This window comes from Actinomadura physcomitrii, from assembly GCF_008923205.2.
GTDB lineage: Bacteria > Actinomycetota > Actinomycetes > Streptosporangiales > Streptosporangiaceae > Spirillospora > Spirillospora physcomitrii.
On the sequence record NZ_WBMS02000026.1, the window covers coordinates 32,043 to 49,651 of the forward strand.

14 protein-coding genes are annotated in these 17,609 nt (G+C 71.4%); 6 read left to right on the top strand and 8 right to left on the bottom strand.

All coding sequences use genetic code 11. The features are described from left to right. Positions 1-46: 46 nt before the first annotated feature. Positions 47-874, bottom strand: a complete 828-nt coding sequence (locus F8568_RS28780; protein WP_151596832.1) for a PhzF family phenazine biosynthesis protein — start codon at positions 872-874, stop codon at positions 47-49. 190 nt (positions 875-1,064) lie between these two features. On the opposite strand from F8568_RS28780, the gene F8568_RS28785 reads away from it, so the two are divergent. Together F8568_RS28785 and ybaK are read left to right on the top strand one after the other, a co-directional pair. Then, positions 1,065-1,727, top strand: a complete 663-nt coding sequence (locus tag F8568_RS28785) for an LON peptidase substrate-binding domain-containing protein (RefSeq protein WP_151596833.1) — start codon at positions 1,065-1,067, stop codon at positions 1,725-1,727. A gap of 45 nt (positions 1,728-1,772) precedes the next feature. Then, positions 1,773-2,279 carry a Cys-tRNA(Pro) deacylase gene (gene ybaK, locus F8568_RS28790; protein ID WP_151596834.1) on the top strand — a complete coding sequence of 169 codons (507 nt, stop codon included), beginning with the start codon at positions 1,773-1,775 and terminating at the stop codon, positions 2,277-2,279. Here the strand turns inward: ybaK and F8568_RS28795 are convergent. Beyond that, positions 2,163-2,765, bottom strand: coding sequence for a hypothetical protein (locus tag F8568_RS28795; RefSeq protein WP_328601060.1), 603 nt, complete (start codon positions 2,763-2,765; stop codon positions 2,163-2,165). The two genes, ybaK and F8568_RS28795, sit on opposite strands and share 117 nt — an antisense overlap. Before the next feature lie 142 nt (positions 2,766-2,907). On the opposite strand from F8568_RS28795, the gene F8568_RS28800 reads away from it, so the two are divergent. Continuing rightward, a complete protein-coding gene (locus F8568_RS28800) occupies positions 2,908-3,621 on the top strand; it encodes a DUF6882 domain-containing protein (protein ID WP_151596835.1) in 714 nt (237 codons plus the stop codon). A 105-nt stretch (positions 3,622-3,726) separates the two neighbouring features. On the opposite strand, the gene F8568_RS28805 is transcribed toward F8568_RS28800, so the two are convergent. After that, complete coding sequence (locus F8568_RS28805) at positions 3,727-5,112, bottom strand: asparagine synthetase B family protein (RefSeq protein WP_151596836.1); 1,386 nt, start codon at positions 5,110-5,112, stop codon at positions 3,727-3,729. Between the two features lie 333 nt (positions 5,113-5,445). Continuing rightward, positions 5,446-5,577 carry a hypothetical protein gene (locus F8568_RS49845; RefSeq protein ID WP_268896402.1) on the bottom strand — a complete coding sequence of 44 codons (132 nt, stop codon included), beginning with the start codon at positions 5,575-5,577 and terminating at the stop codon, positions 5,446-5,448. 209 nt (positions 5,578-5,786) lie between these two features. Here F8568_RS49845 and F8568_RS28810 point away from each other — a divergent pair, with 209 nt between their 5' ends. Continuing rightward, positions 5,787-7,160, top strand: coding sequence for a hypothetical protein (locus tag F8568_RS28810; protein ID WP_151596837.1), 1,374 nt, complete (start codon positions 5,787-5,789; stop codon positions 7,158-7,160). Positions 7,161-7,180: 20 nt separating this feature from the next. Here F8568_RS28810 and dnaE read toward each other — a convergent pair whose 3' ends face one another. Next, positions 7,181-10,738, bottom strand: coding sequence for a DNA polymerase III subunit alpha (gene dnaE / locus F8568_RS28815; protein ID WP_151596838.1), 3,558 nt, complete (start codon positions 10,736-10,738; stop codon positions 7,181-7,183). 383 nt (positions 10,739-11,121) lie between these two features. Here dnaE and F8568_RS28820 point away from each other — a divergent pair, with 383 nt between their 5' ends. Next, entirely contained in the window at positions 11,122-11,475 is a 354-nt protein-coding gene (locus tag F8568_RS28820) for a chorismate mutase (RefSeq protein ID WP_151596839.1), read from the top strand. 7 nt (positions 11,476-11,482) lie between these two features. Here the strand turns inward: F8568_RS28820 and F8568_RS28825 are convergent, their stop codons facing one another. The 3 genes from F8568_RS28825 to F8568_RS48695 all read right to left on the bottom strand — a co-directional run bounded on the left by F8568_RS28825 (position 11,483) and on the right by F8568_RS48695 (position 13,523). Further along, on the bottom strand, positions 11,483-12,418 hold the full coding sequence (locus F8568_RS28825) for an RluA family pseudouridine synthase (RefSeq protein WP_151596840.1): 936 nt from the start codon (positions 12,416-12,418) through the stop codon (positions 11,483-11,485). Beyond that, complete coding sequence (gene lspA / locus F8568_RS28830; protein ID WP_328601061.1) at positions 12,418-13,074, bottom strand: signal peptidase II; 657 nt, start codon at positions 13,072-13,074, stop codon at positions 12,418-12,420. The genes F8568_RS28825 and lspA overlap by 1 nt, the downstream gene beginning before the upstream one ends. A gap of 68 nt (positions 13,075-13,142) precedes the next feature. After that, a complete protein-coding gene (locus F8568_RS48695) occupies positions 13,143-13,523 on the bottom strand; it encodes a TraR/DksA family transcriptional regulator (RefSeq protein WP_236009291.1) in 381 nt (126 codons plus the stop codon). An 839-nt stretch (positions 13,524-14,362) separates the two neighbouring features. On the opposite strand from F8568_RS48695, the gene ileS reads away from it, so the two are divergent. Further along, positions 14,363-17,539: an isoleucine--tRNA ligase gene (gene ileS, locus F8568_RS28840; RefSeq protein ID WP_151596842.1), complete on the top strand. Its 3,177-nt coding sequence runs from the start codon at positions 14,363-14,365 to the stop codon at positions 17,537-17,539. The last annotated feature ends 70 nt before the right edge of the window (positions 17,540-17,609 follow it).

Below are 17,609 nucleotides of genomic sequence, written 5' to 3' on the forward strand. Positions count from 1 at the left end.
CGTGCCGAGACGCCCGTGTCGCCGGGGTCCGGGGACGTGCCGGAGGTCACACCCGCAGCGTCCCGTCCAGCACCGTGACCGCCGTGCCGGAGATGACCACGCGGTCGCCGCGCAGCGCCGCCCGGACCCGGCCGCCGCGCTCGGACGCCTGGTAACCGGTCAGCGCGTCGCGGCCGAGCCGCTCCGCCCAGAACGGGGCGAGCGCGCAGTGCGCCGACCCGGTCACCGGGTCCTCGCCGTCGCCGAGCAGGATCCGGGCGGCGAAGAACCGGGACACGAAGTCGTACCCTCCGGGCCCGCCGGTCCCGCCGTCAGCGGCGCGGGCGGTGACGATCACCCCGCGCCCGTCGATCCGCGCGAGCGCCGCCAGGTCGGGCGCCAGCGCGCGCACCGCCTTCTCGTCCGCGAGCTCGACGAGCAGGTCGTTCTGGACGTTGCGGCCCGTCCAGCCGATCTCGGCGCCGAGCGCCCCGGCCAGCTCCGCGGGCGGCGCGACGGGCTCGGGCGGGCAGGACGGGAAGTCCATCGCCAGCCCGCCGTCGCGGTCCGGGGTGACGGTGAGGACGCCGCTTTCCAGCGTCCGGAAGCGGATGGGGCGGTCCGCGGGCGCCGTCCCGGTGTCGTAGAGGGCGTGCGCGGCGCCCATGGTGGCGTGCCCGCACAGGGCCACCTCGACCATCGGGGTGAACCAGCGCAGCTCGAAGTCCGCGCCGGGCTCGTCGACGGGGCGGACGAACGCGGTCTCGGAGTGCTTCATCTCGGCCGCGACCCGCCGCATCCACGCCGCGTCGGCGGGGGCGTCCAGCAGGCAGACGCCGGCGGGGTTGCCGGCGAACGGGCGGTCGGCGAAGGCGTCCACGACGAGGATCCTCATGCCCGCGACGCTACCCGCGGCGGCCCCGGCGGCGGCACGGCCAATCGGACGCCGGTGGCCTGGCGCGCCCGGACTGGACGTCGGCGTGACACACGCTTCACACTGTGAAAAATCACCCCTTACCAAGATCATTGGCCGGGGCGTACGCTGGCGCGCAGGGCGTCCCCGGCCGGTGCGGGAAAGAGGCGACATGACGGAGCGGCTCCCCCTGTTCCCGCTGGGCACCGTGCTGTTCCCCGGCCTGGTGCTCCCGCTACACCTGTTCGAGGAGCGGTACCGGCTGCTGGTCGGCGACCTGCTCGAGCGGCCCGAGCCGCGCGGCTTCGGCGTGGTCGGCATCGAGCTCGGCCACGAGGTCGGCGAGGACGCGGCGCGCCGCCTGGCCGGCGTCGGCTGCCTGGCCGAGCTGCGCGAGGCGCGCCGCCACCCGGACGGCCGCTACGACATCGTCACCACCGGGACGCGCCGGTTCCGCGTCAAGCAGCTGGACCGGTCCCGCCCCTACCTGCAGGGCGAGGTCGAGTTCCTCCCGGAGGAGCCCGGCGCCGAGCCCGCGCCCGCCGCCCGGCGCGTGCGGCGGCTGTTCCGGCTCTACCGGGAGCGGCTGTCGGCCGCCGGCGCCGGCCGGGTCGACGACCCGGACCTGCCGGACGACCCGGTCGCGCTGTCCTACCTGATCGCGGCGTCGGTGGTGCTGGACGGGCACGAGAAGCAGCGGCTGCTGGAGTGCGAGGACGCGGCGCTGCGGCTGGCGGCCGAGCGCGAGCTGCTGGTCCGGGAGAACCGGATCCTGGACGCGCTGCCCATGATCCCCGCCGGCCAGTTCCTCGACGGCTCGTTCACGCTCAACTAGCCGCGGAGGGCCGGCGGAGCACCGCGGGCACGGCAGACTGTCCCCATGAGCAAGCGGGCAGGGAACGGGAAGCCGGGCGGCCGGGGGACGCCGGCCACGGTCGCCGCGGCCGACGCCGGGATCGAGTTCACCGTGCACGCCTACGAGCCGGACCCGGACGCCGAGTCCTACGGCGAGGCGGCGGCGGACGCCCTCGGCGTCCCCTACGACCGGATCTTCAAGACGCTGCTGGCGGAGGTGGACGGGCGGCTGACCGTCGGGATCGTCCCGGTGTCGGGGTCGCTGGACCTGAAGGCGCTGGCCGCGGCGGCGGGCGGGAAGAAGGCGGCGATGGCGCACCCGCGCGACGCCGAGCGCGCCACCGGCTACGTCGTCGGCGGGATCAGCCCGCTCGGCCAGCGGCGCCGGCTGCCGACGGTGATCGACGCGTCGGTGTCAGCCCTCGCGACCGTCTACGTCTCGGCCGGTCGGCGCGGACTGCAGATCGAGCTCGTCCCCGCCGACCTCGTCGCCCTCACCGGCGCCACCGTCGCCGCGATCGCCCGGGGGTAGCCGGCGGACCAGGACCTCCAGCAGCCCGTACGCGGCGACCGAGACCACCGGCCAGAACACCAGCACGCCCTTGGCGCGCAGGTCGGCGACGCCGGTGACGGTGGCGCCGTCGCGGCCGTGCCGGACGACGTCCTGGTAGTGGCCGAGCCCGATCAGGTGGCCGGTCTTCCAGGCGAGCAGGGACGCGGCGGCGCCGCCCGCGGCGAGCCCGAGGATCAGCGCGATGTCGTTGCGGCGGCCCCGCGCGGCGTAGCCGGCGATGCCGCACAGCAGGCCCGCCGCCAGGGCGATCAGCGCGAACCGGCCGTCGATCCCGACCGGGCCCTCGCCTTCCGGATCGGCGATCAGCGCCTCACCCTGGATGATCACATATGTGACCTTGGGGATGGTGTTTCGCCACAGCAGCCCCGCGAGCGGCCCGAGCAGCGTCACGATGGCGGTGGTGACCAGCCAGGTCGTCAACTGCCTGCCGGTCGGTCGCCGCACTGCGTACGCTCCTCGGTGGAAGTGTCCTCTGACAGCGAAAGCCTAGCCTGCCCAGGTCAGCTGATCGACAATCGAATGGTGTCCGATTACCGCCGTGATTCCCGCCCGCGACCGCCTCGGTTACTGGGATAATGTGCCCGACATGTCCGGATTCAGTCCCGCGTTCGAACGCCTCGGCGCCGCCCTGGCGGCCGTCGTCCTGCAGCGGCAGGAGACGCTCGCCGAGTTCCTCCCGCGCGAGGACTGGAGCGCCGACCTCACCGCCCGCACCTACACCAGCGGCGGCGTGACCGTCCGCGTCTCGCTGCTCGGCTCCTACGCCGCGCGCGAGCGCACCTGGCTGTGGGGGTGGGCGAACCCGCAGTTCGGCGACGCCCATCCCGCGGTCGTCCCGACGCTGGTGATCCGCGCCCTCGGCGAGCGGCTCGGCATCACCGAGTTCACCACCCCCGAGGTCGACCTGTCCTGGTACGACGGGCCCGCCGGGCACGGCGGCGAGCTGATCGCGATGGCGGCGGGCGGGGTGCTGCAGGGCGCCGGCTACATCGGCGCCGGCTACGACGGCGGCTCGGCCTACCTGCACGTCGACGACCCGCAGGTGCCGGCGGCCGGCTGGGACCCGATCCCGGTCCCGCGGCTGCTGACCGGGGCGGCGAGCCTGTTCCCGCACGAGCCGCGGCTCACCCTCGCGGGACTGCTGTCGCACCACCGCGTCGCCTACAGGCAGACCGACGAGGTGACGGAGATGCGGCTGCCCGGCGGCGGGACCGCCCGCGCGCTGTTCGACGGCCTCGGCCGGTTCGTCGACTGGCAGGCCGAACTGGTGCCCCCGGCGCCCGCCGCGCTCCGCGGCTGACCGCGCGGCGGGCCGGTACCGGACACCCGCTCGACGCCCCCTCTCACGGTGAGCCGCCACGCGGGGCAGGCCGGTGGGGAAGACGACGCCGTGGCCCTAGGGCGATCAGGCACCGATCATCGACCGCAACGAGGTCTCCAGCATCAGCGGCCGAGACAACTGCTCTACGGGGCCGCCGGCGCGGGCGTCCTCGCACACGTCCAGCACGGCGTCGGGATCAATGAGCCCGGCATCGGCGAGGATGGACCCGGACCGGATGACCTCTGCCAGCAGCGGAACACCCCACCGCCGCATCGCCGTCTCCATCACGGGCGCGAAGTTCTCGCGCAGCACCGGCCACACGACCGCCTCGGACATGCCACGCCGTCCCAAGAACCGGCGGAACAGCACCTTGCGGCGCCGCCACTGCACCGGAAGTTGCTCGGCGAAGCGCAACAGCTCCGGAGTGGCCAGCGGAGAGACCGGCCACAGCCCCTGCCGCATCGTCTGCGGCCACCGTGGCTCCAATCCGGTCAACGTCGTGTACTTCAGAACCGGCGCCGGTGCCGGGCCCTCTTCCAACCATGCCAGCGCGTCACGGCCGCTAGGACCGAGCCAGTCCGGGATCGACCGCAGCGTGCGCGGCCGGTTGAGCCGGCGGCGTTCCTCCGGGCGAAGATCCAGAAGGTCGTCGCCGGCGGCGCCGGTGAACACCGTGGTGACACCGGCGGCTACAAGTCGCTGTTGGAGCACGGTGGTGGCCTCGGCGGTGTTCCCGTCGCTGGGAGCGAACGGGACCCCCGCCCGGCGAACACCACCGGGCTTGAACGGCGCGTGCTCGGCGACCGGAACGACATGATCGGGTCCGAGCCCGAGCCGCTCGATCAACTCGTCCCGGCGGCTCATCTGCTGGACGCCGGCCTCGCCCGGCAGGTTGAGCACCGCCGTGTGGACACTGTGCGGAGAAGCTCGGTGCAGGTCGGAAAGCGCGACCGCGACGACCGCCGAGTCCATCCCGCCCGACAGCTCGATCGCGGTGCGGCCAGGCGCGGCACGCCACTGCCCGGTCACCTCGGTAAGCAGACCCTCCAGCACTGCGACCGGGTCGGCGCCGGACCTCAATTCGCGGGGCAGCGCGTGTCTGGCCGCCGACGGATAGACGATGTCCAGGCCCTTCCCGTCGAAGCAGGCGGTCGCGCGTTCGGTGAGCGTGTACACCTCCCGAAAGATGGTCTGAGTGCTATAGAGCACTCGCATCGACAAGAACCGGGTGGCCTCATCGAGGTTGATCCGGTCAGTCGACCAGAACGCCGACAGGTCCAGCAGGTCCCACGACCCGTGCAGCGTGCCGGCGTGGACGGTGAGTTGGAGCGGTGCGGCGCTGATCGATCCGCAACTGATCCGCGCCTGGCTGAGACCGGCCGCAGTGCCCGCGTCCAGGTCGATGACGACGAATCCCAGCGGCCAGGCGCCGGCAGCGCGACGTAGATCCTCGAACAGTTCGGCGTCCACCTGGACGGGACGCGCGCCGGGCTGCGGCGCGGGCAGGACGTCAGGGCCTGCGGCGCGCTCGCGCACCACCAGGAACGCTGCGGAGCCATCGGTCCTGGCGACCATCTGGTGCTCCAGCGCCTCGTGCGCGAACGGCTCGAACGACCCGCACGCGGACGACCAGCTTTTACCGTTGAACTCCCATCCAGCGATCGGGTCGGGGCCACCGGTGATCTGCAACTTCAGCATCGTTCCCTCGGTTTTCCTACGCAGGGGGAGCAAAGGGAGAGCGGCCCCGGAACCGGACGTGAGGGCGGAGCCATCCGAACTCCGGGGGCCGCTGGGGAGAAGAGGTCAGTCCTCCTCGGTGTAGGTGTCGCTGTCACCCGGGGTCTTGCTGTTGAGCGCCTCGGCCGCCGGGATCTCCAGCACCTGCGGACCCGCGAACAGGTCCTCCACCGCGCGTTGGGTCGTCTCGGTCATCATCTCGATCTCTCCTTTCCCCGGGCCGCCTGCCGGCCCGGCGGTCAGCGTGTCCCGCCTGTCATATACACAACTCCATTGGAACGGCGGCGACCATAGCGGCGTGTTTTTCTCGATTTTTCTTACCAGCCGGATAGGCGAGTGCCCTAGATTCCTGATGGCGAAGGGAAGATAGTGGCCCCCGGGAGGTGGCAACAATGCCGAGACCTCGCATGATCGAGATCCGCAACACCGCACTGGACACCGAACTGGCCCGGATCGGAATACCGCTCACAGCAGTCGCCGATCAGATCAACCAAGTAGCAGAGGAGAACAACTGCCACTTTCGCTACAACGCCAGTTCGCTGTCGCACTGGCTCACCGGACGTACACCCCAGCCAGAGCGGATCCCCGTGATCGTTGAAGCTTTCCGGAGGCTGCTCGTCGCGCCCGGCCTGCGTGCGGCCGACTTAGGCTGGGAAGAGGCTGATCAGGACGGGGAGGATCCGGAAGGTGCGGATCCGTGGCGAGCAGACCCGATGACCTGGTTGGACCACCTCGGGAGGCTCGATATGTACCCCGATGACCGCGTACCGGATCATCGTCCCGGCCGTCGAACCCTGCTGTTCTCGCTGGCGGCCGCCGCCGTTCCCGCCGCCTCCGGCGCTCCGCCCCGGCCATCACCCAGCCCGGGCAGGACGGCAGGCTCCGCCGAGGCCGCTCGTATCCGAGAAGTGAGCACGGTCTTCAGCGATCTGGACGACCGATTCGGCGGCGCCCATGTCCGCGCCTCGATCGCGGCCTACCTCACCAACCACGTCGTCCCCGTGCTCCGGCACGCGTCCCCTCGAAGTCGACCGGCACTCTTCGCCGCAGCGGCGGAAATGTCGTACCTAGCCGGATGGATGGCCAGCGACGCCGGAAAAGCCGGAATTGCTCAGGGATATTACATTCAATCGGTTCGGATGGCCGTTCAGGCGGACGACTACCGGTTGAAGGCCACCACCCTACGCGCCATGGCGCTACAGGCCGTGGAACTTGGCCACACCAGACACGGACGCGACCTTGCCGACGCCGCGGAACGGACTCTTCCGGCATCGGCGCCCCCTCGGCTCCGTAGCTGGATCACCGCCATGCGCGCGGAAGCCCACGCAGCCGACGGCGAATCTCAGGCCGCCCGTATTCTCCTGAAAGCTGCCGAGCGAGACCTTGAACGTGCCTCATCGTCCCAGGCCCCGGACTGGACGGGCTCCTCCTACTCCCACGCTGCCCTTCGCCACCAGACCGGAACAACTCTGGCCAGCGCCGGGGACCTGGCTCCAGCCGAGGAATACCTTTCGGCCTCCTTGATCGGCCGCCCCGGCACTCAACGCCGCTCCCGGTCGCTCATCGGAACTCGACTCGCCGCCTTGCAGCTTCGCCGCAACCAGCCGGACGCCGCCGCGCTGACCGTCGAATCCATCAGCAGCGACCTGACGATGGTGGTATCCGCCCGTGTCGACCGTGAGCTGGGCCGCCTACGCGCGAACTGGAGCAAGGCACGGTCCGATCCCACAGTCAGCGAGATCGATCATTTCGTCGCCGGGCTCATTCGGCAACGCGCGTAGCGAGCGCCCGGCCCAGACGGTCATTGGCGGACAGCGCGCGGGCCGAAGAGGCTTTTGACGTCTCCGAAGAACGCCGAGTCCGCGCGGACCTGGAAGTACTCCAGGTTGTAGAGGGTGCCACGGCCGCCGGGGAGCAAGCATTCCAGATGGACGGGGGCTTCTCCTGGATGGGCGGTGAGAACGCGCTTGAGTTCGAGGACGGTCTTGTTGTTGATCTTGTCGTTGGGGACGCTGATGACGACGGGCGGCTCTTTGCCCGTGGCGGCGGACACGTCCAGCACTTGCATCTCCTGGGCATTGATGGAGACGCTGCCGTCACGTTCGTTGATCTTGCCCAGGACGCTGATGACCACGTCGGACGCGAGCGCCGCGCTGTAGAGCTGGTAGGAGGAGGGGAAGAACAGGACCTCGATGGTGCCGTCGAGGTCTTCGAGCTTGACGATCGCCCAGGTGTTGCCCTGCTTGGTGACCTTGCGGTCCAGCCCGGAGATCAGCCCGGCCAGCCGCACCATGCCCTGCCGGCCGCCGGCGCTGGCCTCGGCGGTGGTGACGTCCCGGTTCTTCTCCAGGATCCGTTCGGCCCCGTCCAGCGGATGGGACGACACGTACAGGCCGAGCATCTCCCGCTCGAAGGTCAGCAGCGTCGACTTGTCCCACTCGTCGCCATCGGGGATGGTCACGGCGAGCGATGAACCGCCGGCGTCGTCGGTGTCCAGGCCGCCGAACAGCGAGTCCTGTCCGATCGCGGCGTTCTTCTTCTCGCTGATCACCGACTCGACGGCCGCTTCATGGACCATCATCAGCGCCCGGCGCTGGTGCCCGAGGTCGTCGAACGCGCCCGCCTTGATCAGCGATTCGATGGCGCGCTTGTTGCACACCGGCATCGGCACCTTGTCGAGGAAGTCGCCGAAGTCGGTGTAGGCGCCCTTCTCCTTGCGGGCGGTGATGATGCCGTCCACGACGTTGTCGCCGACGTTGCGGATCGCGCCGAGCCCGAACCGGACGTCGTCGCCGACCGCGGCGAACACCCCGATGGACTCGTTGACGCTCGGCGGCAGCACCTTGACCTTCATGCGGCGGCATTCGCCGAGGTAGACCGCCATCTTGTCCTTGTTGTCGCCGACGGAGGTCAGCAGCGCGGCCATGTACTCGGCGGGGTAGTTCGCCTTCATGTACGCGGTCCAGTACGACACCATCCCGTACCCGGCGGTGTGGGACTTGTTGAACCCGTACTGGGAGAACGGCACCAGGACGTCCCAGACCGCCTGCGCGGCTTCGGCGGAGTAGCCCTTGTCCGCCATGCCCTTGGAGAAGATGGACCACTGCTTGTCCATCTCCTCCTTCTTCTTCTTGCCCATCGCGCGGCGCAGCAGGTCCGCGCCGCCGAGGGTGTACCCGGCGAGCTGCTGCGCGATCGCCATGACCTGCTCCTGGTACACCACCAAGTGGTAAGTGGTACCGAGGATCGGCTCCAGCGCGTCCTTCAGCTCGGGGTGGATCGGGGCGATCTCCTGCTGCCCGGCCTTGCGGAGGGCGTAGTTGACGTGGGCGTTGGCGCCCATCGGGCCCGGCCGCCCGAGCGCGAGGACGGCGGAGACGTCCTCGAACCGGGTCGGCGCCATCAGCTTGGTGAGGTCCCGCATCATCGACGAGTCGAGCTGGAACACACCGAGTGTCCACCCGGCGCGCAGCAGCGCGTAGGTCTTCTCGTCGTCCATCGGGATGTCGGTCAGCTTGACCTCGATCCCGCGGTTGGCCTTCACGTTGTGGATCGCGTCACCGAGGATCGTCAGGTTCCGCAGCCCCAGGAAGTCCATCTTGAGCGCGCCCAGCTCCTCGCAGGAGGGGCCGTCGTAGCCGGTGATGCGGGCGCCGTCGTCGGGGCGCTGGTGGATCGGCATCACGTTGATCAGCGGCTCGGAGGACAGGATCACCCCGGCGGCGTGCACGCCGGTGCCGCGGGTCAATCCCTCGATGCCGACGGCGGTGTCCATCACGCGTTTGACGTCGACGTCGTCGGAGTACAGCTGGCGCAGCTCGGTCGCTTCGCTGTAGCGGGGGTGGGACTCGTCGAACACCGCCGACAGCGGGATCTCCTTGCCGGCGGCGGCCGGCGGGAACGCCTTGGTGATGCGGTCGCCGAGCGCGAACGGCAGTCCGTGGATGCGGCAGGAGTCCTTCACCGCCGCCTTGGACTTGATGGACATGTAGGTGATGATCAGTGAGACGTTGTCCCGGCCGTACTTCTCGGTGACGTAGTCGATCATCTGCTCGCGCTGGCGGTCGTCGAAGTCGAGGTCGACATCGGGCATCGACACGCGCTCGGGGTTGAGGAACCGCTCGAAGATCAAACCGTGCTCGATCGGGTCCAGGTCGGTGATGTCGGTGACGTAGGCGACCATCGACCCGGTCGCCGACCCGCGACCCGGACCCAGCCAGATGCCGTTGTTCTTGGCGTACCGGCAGATGTCGGAGACGACGAGGAAGTAACCGGGGAACCCCATGTCGTCGATGACCTTGAGTTCGTACTCGATGCGCTCGAGCACCTCGGCGGGGACGGGGTCACCGAACCGGTTCACCGCGCCGGCCATCGCCTCCTTGCGCAGCCAGCTGCTCTCAGTCTCGCCTTCGGGAATGGGGAACTTCGCGGCAAGGTCGCGGCGCTCGTACACCTCGTCGTAGGGCTCGACCATCTCGGCGACGAGCAGGGTGTTACGGCACCCCTCCAGCCAGGCGTCGGAGGAGTCCACGGCCCGCATCTCATCAGCGGTCTTGAGGTAGTAGCCCGACCCGCCGAACCGGAACCGGTCAGGGTCGGTGATCAGCGCCTGCGTTCCGACGCACAGCAGCGCGTCGTGCGCGGTCGCCTGGTCCTCGGTGACGTAATGGGAGTCGTTGGTGACCAGCGGCGGGATCCCGAGCGTCTGCGCGATCTTCAGCAGATCCTCGCGGACCCGCCGCTCCAGCGGCAGCCCATGGTCCATCAACTCCAGGAAGTAGTGGTCCTTGCCGAAGATCTCCTGGTACTTCGCCGCCGCCTTCAACGCCTCGTCGTACTGGCCGAGCCGAAGACGCGTCTGCACCGCCCCCGACGGGCATCCGGTCGTGGCGATGAGGCCCTTGGAGTGCTCGGCGAGCAGCTCATCGTCCATCCGGGGCCACTTGCGGTAGTGCCCCTCCAACGAAGCGCGCGAAGAGAGTCGCATCAGGTTCCGCAGGCCCTCGGCGTCACGCGCCCAGATCGTCTTGTGCAGGTACGACCCGGACGCGGAGACGTCACCGCCCTCACCGGTCTGCTCGTTGGTCTTCTTCTGGTGCGGCTCGCCCCACAGGATCGGCTTCTTGACGAACCGCGACTCGGGCGCCACGTATCCCTCAATCCCGATCACGGGCTTGATGTCGGCCTTCTTGGCCGCCTTCCAGAACTCATACGAGCCGAACAGGTTGCCGTGGTCGGACATGGCCACCGCCGGCATGCCCAGTTCGGCGGCCCTGGCCACCAGCGGACTGATCTTCGCAGCGCCGTCCAACATGCTGTACTCGGTGTGAACATGCAGGTGAACGTAAGAGTCGGCCATGCCCGATGCGCCTCCTGATGCTCGCATGCGACCGCCCACGTGCGTGGCCCGCACGTGGTCGCGTTATCGGTCCCGGGGGAAGATCGCCGTCCCGGCCGGGTCGCCGGGATGGCGCGGTCCTGAGAGCCTAACCCCGTCCGGGGGGCGTCCGCTCCCCGACGCGCCCACCGTCTCGCGCGTCACATCCGGCACTCGCCGCGCCCTCTCCGGGATGTCTCACGGAGCGAGACGGGCGTCCGGGATTTGACCGGCACGGGGCCTCCCGCCCTACCATTCACCGACCGACTTCCGACCGACCTCCCGGCCTGGGGCAGGCCTTCCGAACGCGGCCCCGGGCACGGATCCCCCGCGCGGTCCGGTCGCCGCGAGAGAGGGAGACCGCCATGCACGACCAGGTCATCGACGCCGCCGGGACGTCCTGCCCCGCCTGCGAGCCCGCCGACCCGCTGCTGCGCGTGCCGCTGCCGTCCGTCGCGGACCTGGGCACCGTTGCGGAGGCGCGCGCGGCCATCGACGGGCTGGACGCGGCGCTGGCCGTGCTGCTGGAGCGCCGCGCCGAGGTCGCCGCGCTCGTCCAGCGGCTCAAGCCCGTCGGCGGGTTCGCGGGCCGCAACCCCGACCGGGAGCGGGCGATCGTCGACGCGATGGCCGAGCGCGCGCCCTCCCTCGGCCGCGACCGGCTCGCGCGGATCATGAACGCGGTGATCGAGGCCGGCCTGGACGCCGCCGAGCGCTGACCGGCGGTCAGGACTCCGCGGAGACGATCTCCAGGGCGTGCGCCAGGTCGTCGGGGTAGGGGCTCTCGAACTGCACCCAGTCGCCCCGCGTCGGGTGCTCGAAGCCCAGCCGGACGGCGTGCAGCCACTGCCGCCGCAGGCCGAGCCGCTCCGCGAGCGTCGGGTCGGCGCCGTAGGCCATGTCGCCGGCGCACGGGTGCCGGATCGCGGACATGTGCACGCGGATCTGGTGCGTGCGGCCCGTCTCCAGGTCGATGTCCAGCAGCGTGGCGGCCCGGAACGCCTCGACGGTGTCGTAGTGCGTGACCGACGGCTTGCCGCCCGCCACGACCGCGAACCGGCCGTCGCCCGACGGGTGCCGGTCGATCGGCGCGTCCACCGTCCCGCGGAACGGGTCCGGGTGGCCCTGCACGAGCGCCTGGTAGCGCTTGTCGATGCGGCGCTCCTTGAACGCCCGCTTGAGCCGCGAGTAGGCGACCTCGCTCTTGGCCACCACCATCGCGCCGGTCGTGTTGGCGTCCAGTCGGTGGACGATCCCCTGCCGCTCGGACGCGCCGCTGGTCGCGATCGTGTGCCCGGCGCCGAGCAGCCCGCCGAGGACGGTCGGGCCCGTCCACCCGGTCGTCGGGTGGGCGGCGACGCCGGTCGGCTTGTTCACCACGACGATGTCGTCGTCCTCGTACAGGATCCCCATCCCGGGGACGGGCTCGGCGACCGGCGCGGGCGCCGCCGGCGGGGGCGGGAGCGTCACCTCCAGCCACGCGCCCGCCTGCAGCCGCTCGGACTTGGTCGCCACCTCCCGGCCGTCCAGCAGGACGTCGCCGGCGGCGATGATGTCGGCGGCCCCGCCCCGCGACAGGCCGAACAGCCGGGCCAGCGCGGCGTCGACCCGCTCGCCCTCCAGGCCGTCCGGCACGTGCAGGCTGCGCACCTCACCGCCCATCAGGGCTTCTCCTCGCGCGCCGGGACGTCCTCGTCCCCGGCCGCCGGGGAACCGGTGCCGTCCGGGCCGGGCGGCCCGTCCTCGGCATGTGGCGCCGCCGGTCCGGGCTCGTTCGCGGTGCCGGGCCTGTCGGCGGCGGGCGGGGGCGGGTCGGCGGAGGCGCCGTCCGGATCCTTGTCGGCGTCCTTGCCTTCCGCTACGCGCGTCCCGTCGATCTGGAGGCCGCGCGCGGCCAGCACCACGGCCAGCACGCCGCCGCAGACGATCGCCGAGTCCGCCAGGTTGAACACCGGGTAGTGGGGGAACTCGATCCAGTCGACGACATGGCCCTTCAGCGGCGCGGGGGCCCGGAACAGCCGGTCGAGCAGGTTTCCGACCGCCCCGCCGAGCAGCAGCCCGAGGCAGACCGCCCAGGGCAGGCTGCGCAGGTTGCGGGCGGTGCGCAGGATCGCCACCACCACGCCGCAGGCGATCACGGTGAAGACGATCGTGTAGCCGGTGCCGATCGAGAACGCGGCCCCGCTGTTGCGGGTCTCGCGCAGTTTCAGCAGCCCGCCGAGCAGCCGGACCGGCGCCCGGTCCTGCAGCGTGGCCACCACGATGGTCTTGGACACGATGTCGGCGGCGAGCGCGGCCAGGGCCACGGCGATCAGCACGCCGACGCGGCGCGGCCGGGGAGATCCCGTGGATTCCCCGGCCCCTCCGTCAGGGTTCGTTTGGTCGCTCAGCGACGTTCCTCGCGTTGTTTGCATGTCACACACAGGGTCGCACGCGGGAAGACCTGGAGGCGCGCCTTGCCGATCGGCTCGACGCACGACTCGCAGATCCCGTACGTGCCGGCTTCCATTCGCTGGACGGCCCGCTCGATCTGGGCCAGCAGGTCCCGTGAATTGTATGCGAGGGCCAGCTCGTGCTCGCGCTCGTAGGTCTTGGCGCCCGCGTCGGCCTGGTCGTCGCCGGCGCCCTCGTTGATGTCGCCCTCGGCGATCTGCACCGCGGACGCCGCGATCTCCTCGCGCAGCGCGACGATCTGCTCCTCCAGCCCGGCCCGCACCTCGGCCAGCTCCGTGGCCGTCCAGTGCCCCTCGCCCTCGCGGACCGGCAGGTCCGCCGCCTTCGCCGCGCCGCCCTTGCCGGCGCGGCCCGGCTTGGCCGCGGCCTTCCCGGCGGCGGGCTCGGCCGTCCTGGAGCCGCCGGCGGACCTGGTCGCGGGGGCCGTGCCCGCCGAGCCCTTGGCCGCGGGCGCCTTCGCCGGGGCCTGGCGCGCGCTCCGGCCCTTCTTCCCGGCGGCCGGAGTCCTGGCGGACGGGCCCGCCTCTCCGGACGGCGCCGCCTTTCCAGAGGGCACCGTGCCCTTCGCCGCGCCGGCCATGGTGGCCTCCTCAGCGCTGATCGCCTCGACAGGCAGTGCGGGCAGCATAAGTCCCCTTTCGCGGGCCGGGTAAACACCTCGGGTCGGTTACCGACCGCTTATGCCCGGCGCTCGCTCACAAGGAAACTCCAGCGAATAGCAGGAGATCGCAAAGGAACCCCGCGGCCGCGGACGGCCGCCGGCGGGGCCCCGGCGGGCCGGTAATCGGGAAGAGAGCGGGCGCCGGGTGCGTTAGAGTCGGGGCAGCAGTCTTTTTGGCAGGCCGTGATGGGGACACCTGCCGCCGTACGCAGCGATGAGCGACCCGGGGACGGTGCGAGCCCGGGGGCGAGCCCGGCGGCCTGATCACCCCGGAGCCGCCGGAAGAACCGTCCCGGACGCGCCGCCGCGCCCGCGGGCCCAGTAGACCCGGCAGCCGAGACTCGAACGAAGCGGGCCGCGCATGTCCGGGCGACCGGGCCGGCGCGGTCAAGGAGGGTGGTACCGCGGGTCCCCGCTCGGCCGGTCCGGGCAGGCGTCTCGTCCCTCCGGTCCACGTGCAGGCCCACGCGTCGATCCGGAGGTCCCTCGAAGTGAGCCGTAGTTTCCGGCCGCTGCCCGCGCAGGTCGATCTGCCCGCCATGGAGCGGGACATGCTGCGCCGCTGGCGGGAGAGCAAGGTCTTCGAGCGGTCCCTGGAGCGCACCGCGTCCGGGACCCCTTGGGTCTTCTATGAGGGCCCGCCCACCGCGAACGGCATGCCCGGCGTCCACCACGTCGAGGCGCGCGTGTTCAAGGACATCTTCCCGCGCTTCAAGACGATGAAGGGCTACCACGTCCCCCGCAAGGCGGGCTGGGACTGCCACGGCCTGCCCGTCGAGGTCGCCGTGGAGAAGGAGCTCGGCCTCACCGGCAAGAAGGACATCGAGGAGTACGGCGTCGCGGAGTTCAACGACCGCTGCCGCGAGTCGGTCCTGCGCCACGTGGACGCGTTCGAAGAGATGACCGAGCGCATGGGCTACTGGGTCAACACCGACCAGGCGTACCGGACGATGGACCCCGAGTACGTCGAGGCCGTGTGGTGGTCGCTGAAGCAGGTCTTCGACAAGGGGCTGCTGTTCCGCGACTTCCGCATCACCCCGTACTGCCCGCGCTGCGGCACCGGCCTGTCCGACCACGAGCTGGGGCAGCCCGGCGGGTACGAGACGGTGTCGAGCCCGTCGGTGTACGTGCGGATGCCGGTCACGTCGGGCCCGCCGGCCGAGCTGGGCGCCGCGCTGCTGATCTGGACGACGACGCCGTGGACGCTGGTGTCCAACACCGCGGTGGCCGTCCACCCGGACGTCACCTACGTCGCCGCGCGCCCCGCCGGGTCCGACGAGGTCCTCGTGGTCGCCGAGCCGCTGGTCGACCAGGTCCTCGGTGACGGCGCCGAGCGCCTTGCGACCTACCAGGGCCGCGAGCTGGAGCGCACCACGTACAAGCGGCCGTTCGAGCTGGTCGACATCCCCGACGCGCACTACGTCGTCCTGGGCGACTACGTCACCGTCGAGGACGGCACCGGGCTCGTCCACCAGGCGCCCGCGTTCGGCGGCGACGACATGACCGTCTGCAAGAACTACGGGATGCCGATCGTCAACCCGATCGGGCCGGACGGGCGGTTCCTGCGCGAGGTGCCCCTGGTCGGCAACAAGTTCTTCAAGGACGCCGACGAGCCGCTCACCGACGACCTGCGCGCGCGCGGGCTGCTGTACCGGGGCGGCCACTTCGAGCACAGCTACCCGCACTGCTGGCGCTGCCACACGCCGCTGCTGTACTACGCGCTGCCCGCCTGGTACATCCGCACCACGCAGATCAAGGACCGGCTCCTCGAGGAGAACGAGAAGACCAACTGGTTTCCCGAGACCGTCAAGACCGGCCGGTACGGCGAGTGGCTGCGCAACAACGTGGACTGGTCGCTGTCCCGCAGCCGCTACTGGGGCACGCCCCTGCCGCTGTGGGTGTGCGGTGACGACGAGGACCACATCACCTGCGTCGGCTCCCTGAAGGAGCTGGGCGAGCTGGCCGGCGGCGACATGTCCTCGCTCGACCCGCACCGCCCCTACGTGGACGACGTCACGATCCCGTGCCCGCAGTGCGGCACCGAGGCGCGCCGCGTCCCCGACGTCATCGACGCCTGGTACGACTCGGGCTCCATGCCGTTCGCGCAGTGGGGCGCCCCGCACCGCAACAACGACGTCTTCGAGAACACCTACCCCGCCCAGTACATCTGCGAGGCGCAGGACCAGACCCGCGGCTGGTTCTACTCCCTCATGGCGATCGGGACGCTGGTGTTCGACCGGTCGTCCTACGAGAACGTCCTGTGCCTCGGCCTCATCCTCGCCGAGGACGGCCGCAAGATGAGCAAGCACCTCGGCAACGTGCTGCAGCCCATCCCGCTGATGGATCGGCACGGCGCCGACGCGCTGCGCTGGTTCATGCTCGCCAGCGGCCTGCCGTGGGCGTCCCGCCGGGTCGGCGACGCCGCCCTGGAGGAGATCGTCCGGAAGGTCCTGCTGACCTACTGGAACACCGCGTCCTTCTTCGTCCTGTACGCCAACGCGGCGCAGGCGCAGGGCAGGGCGTGGACGCCGGACCGGCTCGGCGAGGCGCCCGCGCCCGCCGACCGGCCGCTCCTGGACCGCTGGGCCCTCGCCGAGCTGCACCGCACCGTCCGCGAGGTCGACACCTCGCTCGAGCAGTTCGACACGGCGCGCGCCGGGCGGCGCCTCGCCGAGTTCGTCGACGACCTGTCCAACTGGTACGTCCGGCGGTCCCGCCGCCGCTTCTGGGAGGGCCCCGGGACGCCCGAGGGCGCCGCCGCGTTCGCGACGCTCTACGAGTGCCTGGAGACCCTCACCCGGCTGATGGCGCCGATGGTGCCGTTCATCACCGACCACGTGTGGGACGTCATCCGGCCCGAGGACGGCCCCGAGTCGGTGCACCTCGCCGACTGGCCCACCGTGGACGAGGACCTGCTCGACGCCGGCCTCACCGCCCAGATGGCCCTCGTCCGCCGGCTGGTGGAGCTCGGCCGGTCCGCGCGCGCCGCCAGCGGCGTGCGGACCCGGCAGCCGCTCGGCCGCGCCCTCGTCGGGGCCCCCGGCTGGACGGCGCTGCCCGAGCAGCTGCGCGCGCAGATCGCCGACGAGCTGAACGTCCAGGCGTTCGAGGAGCTGTCGTCCATCGGCGGCGACCTCGTCGAGTACGAGGTCAAGCCGAACTTCCGGGAGCTCGGCAAGCGGTACGCCAAGGACACCCCGAAGGTCGCCAAGGCCGTCACCTCGGCCGACCCGGCGGCGCTCGTGCACGCGCTGCGCGACACCGGCACGGCCGAGGTCGACGCCGCGGGCGTCGGCGCGGTGAGCCTGTCCCCCGGCGACGTCATCGTCACCGAGCGGCCGCGCAGCGGCTGGGCGGTGGAGAGCGCCGCGGGCGAGACCGTCGCCCTCGACCTCACCGTCACCGCCGAGCTGCGCCGCGCCGGGCTCGTCCGGGAGGCCGTCCGGCTCGTCCAGGAGGCCCGCAAGGCCGCCGGGCTGGAGGTCACCGACCGGATCGAGCTGTGGTGGCAGGCCGCCGGCGACGACCTCGCCGAGGCGCTGCGCGCCCACGGCGACGAGGTCGGCGCCGAGGTCCTCGCCACGTCCGTCACCGAGGGCCGCCCGGAGGGCCTCACCGCCGGCCGCGATGACGAGCTCGGCCTGACGTACTGGCTCCGCAAGTCCTAGCCCGGCGTTCCGGCCGGCGGGCCGTCCCTGCGCACAGCGGCGGGCGGCCCGCCGGCCGGCGCCCGCCCGA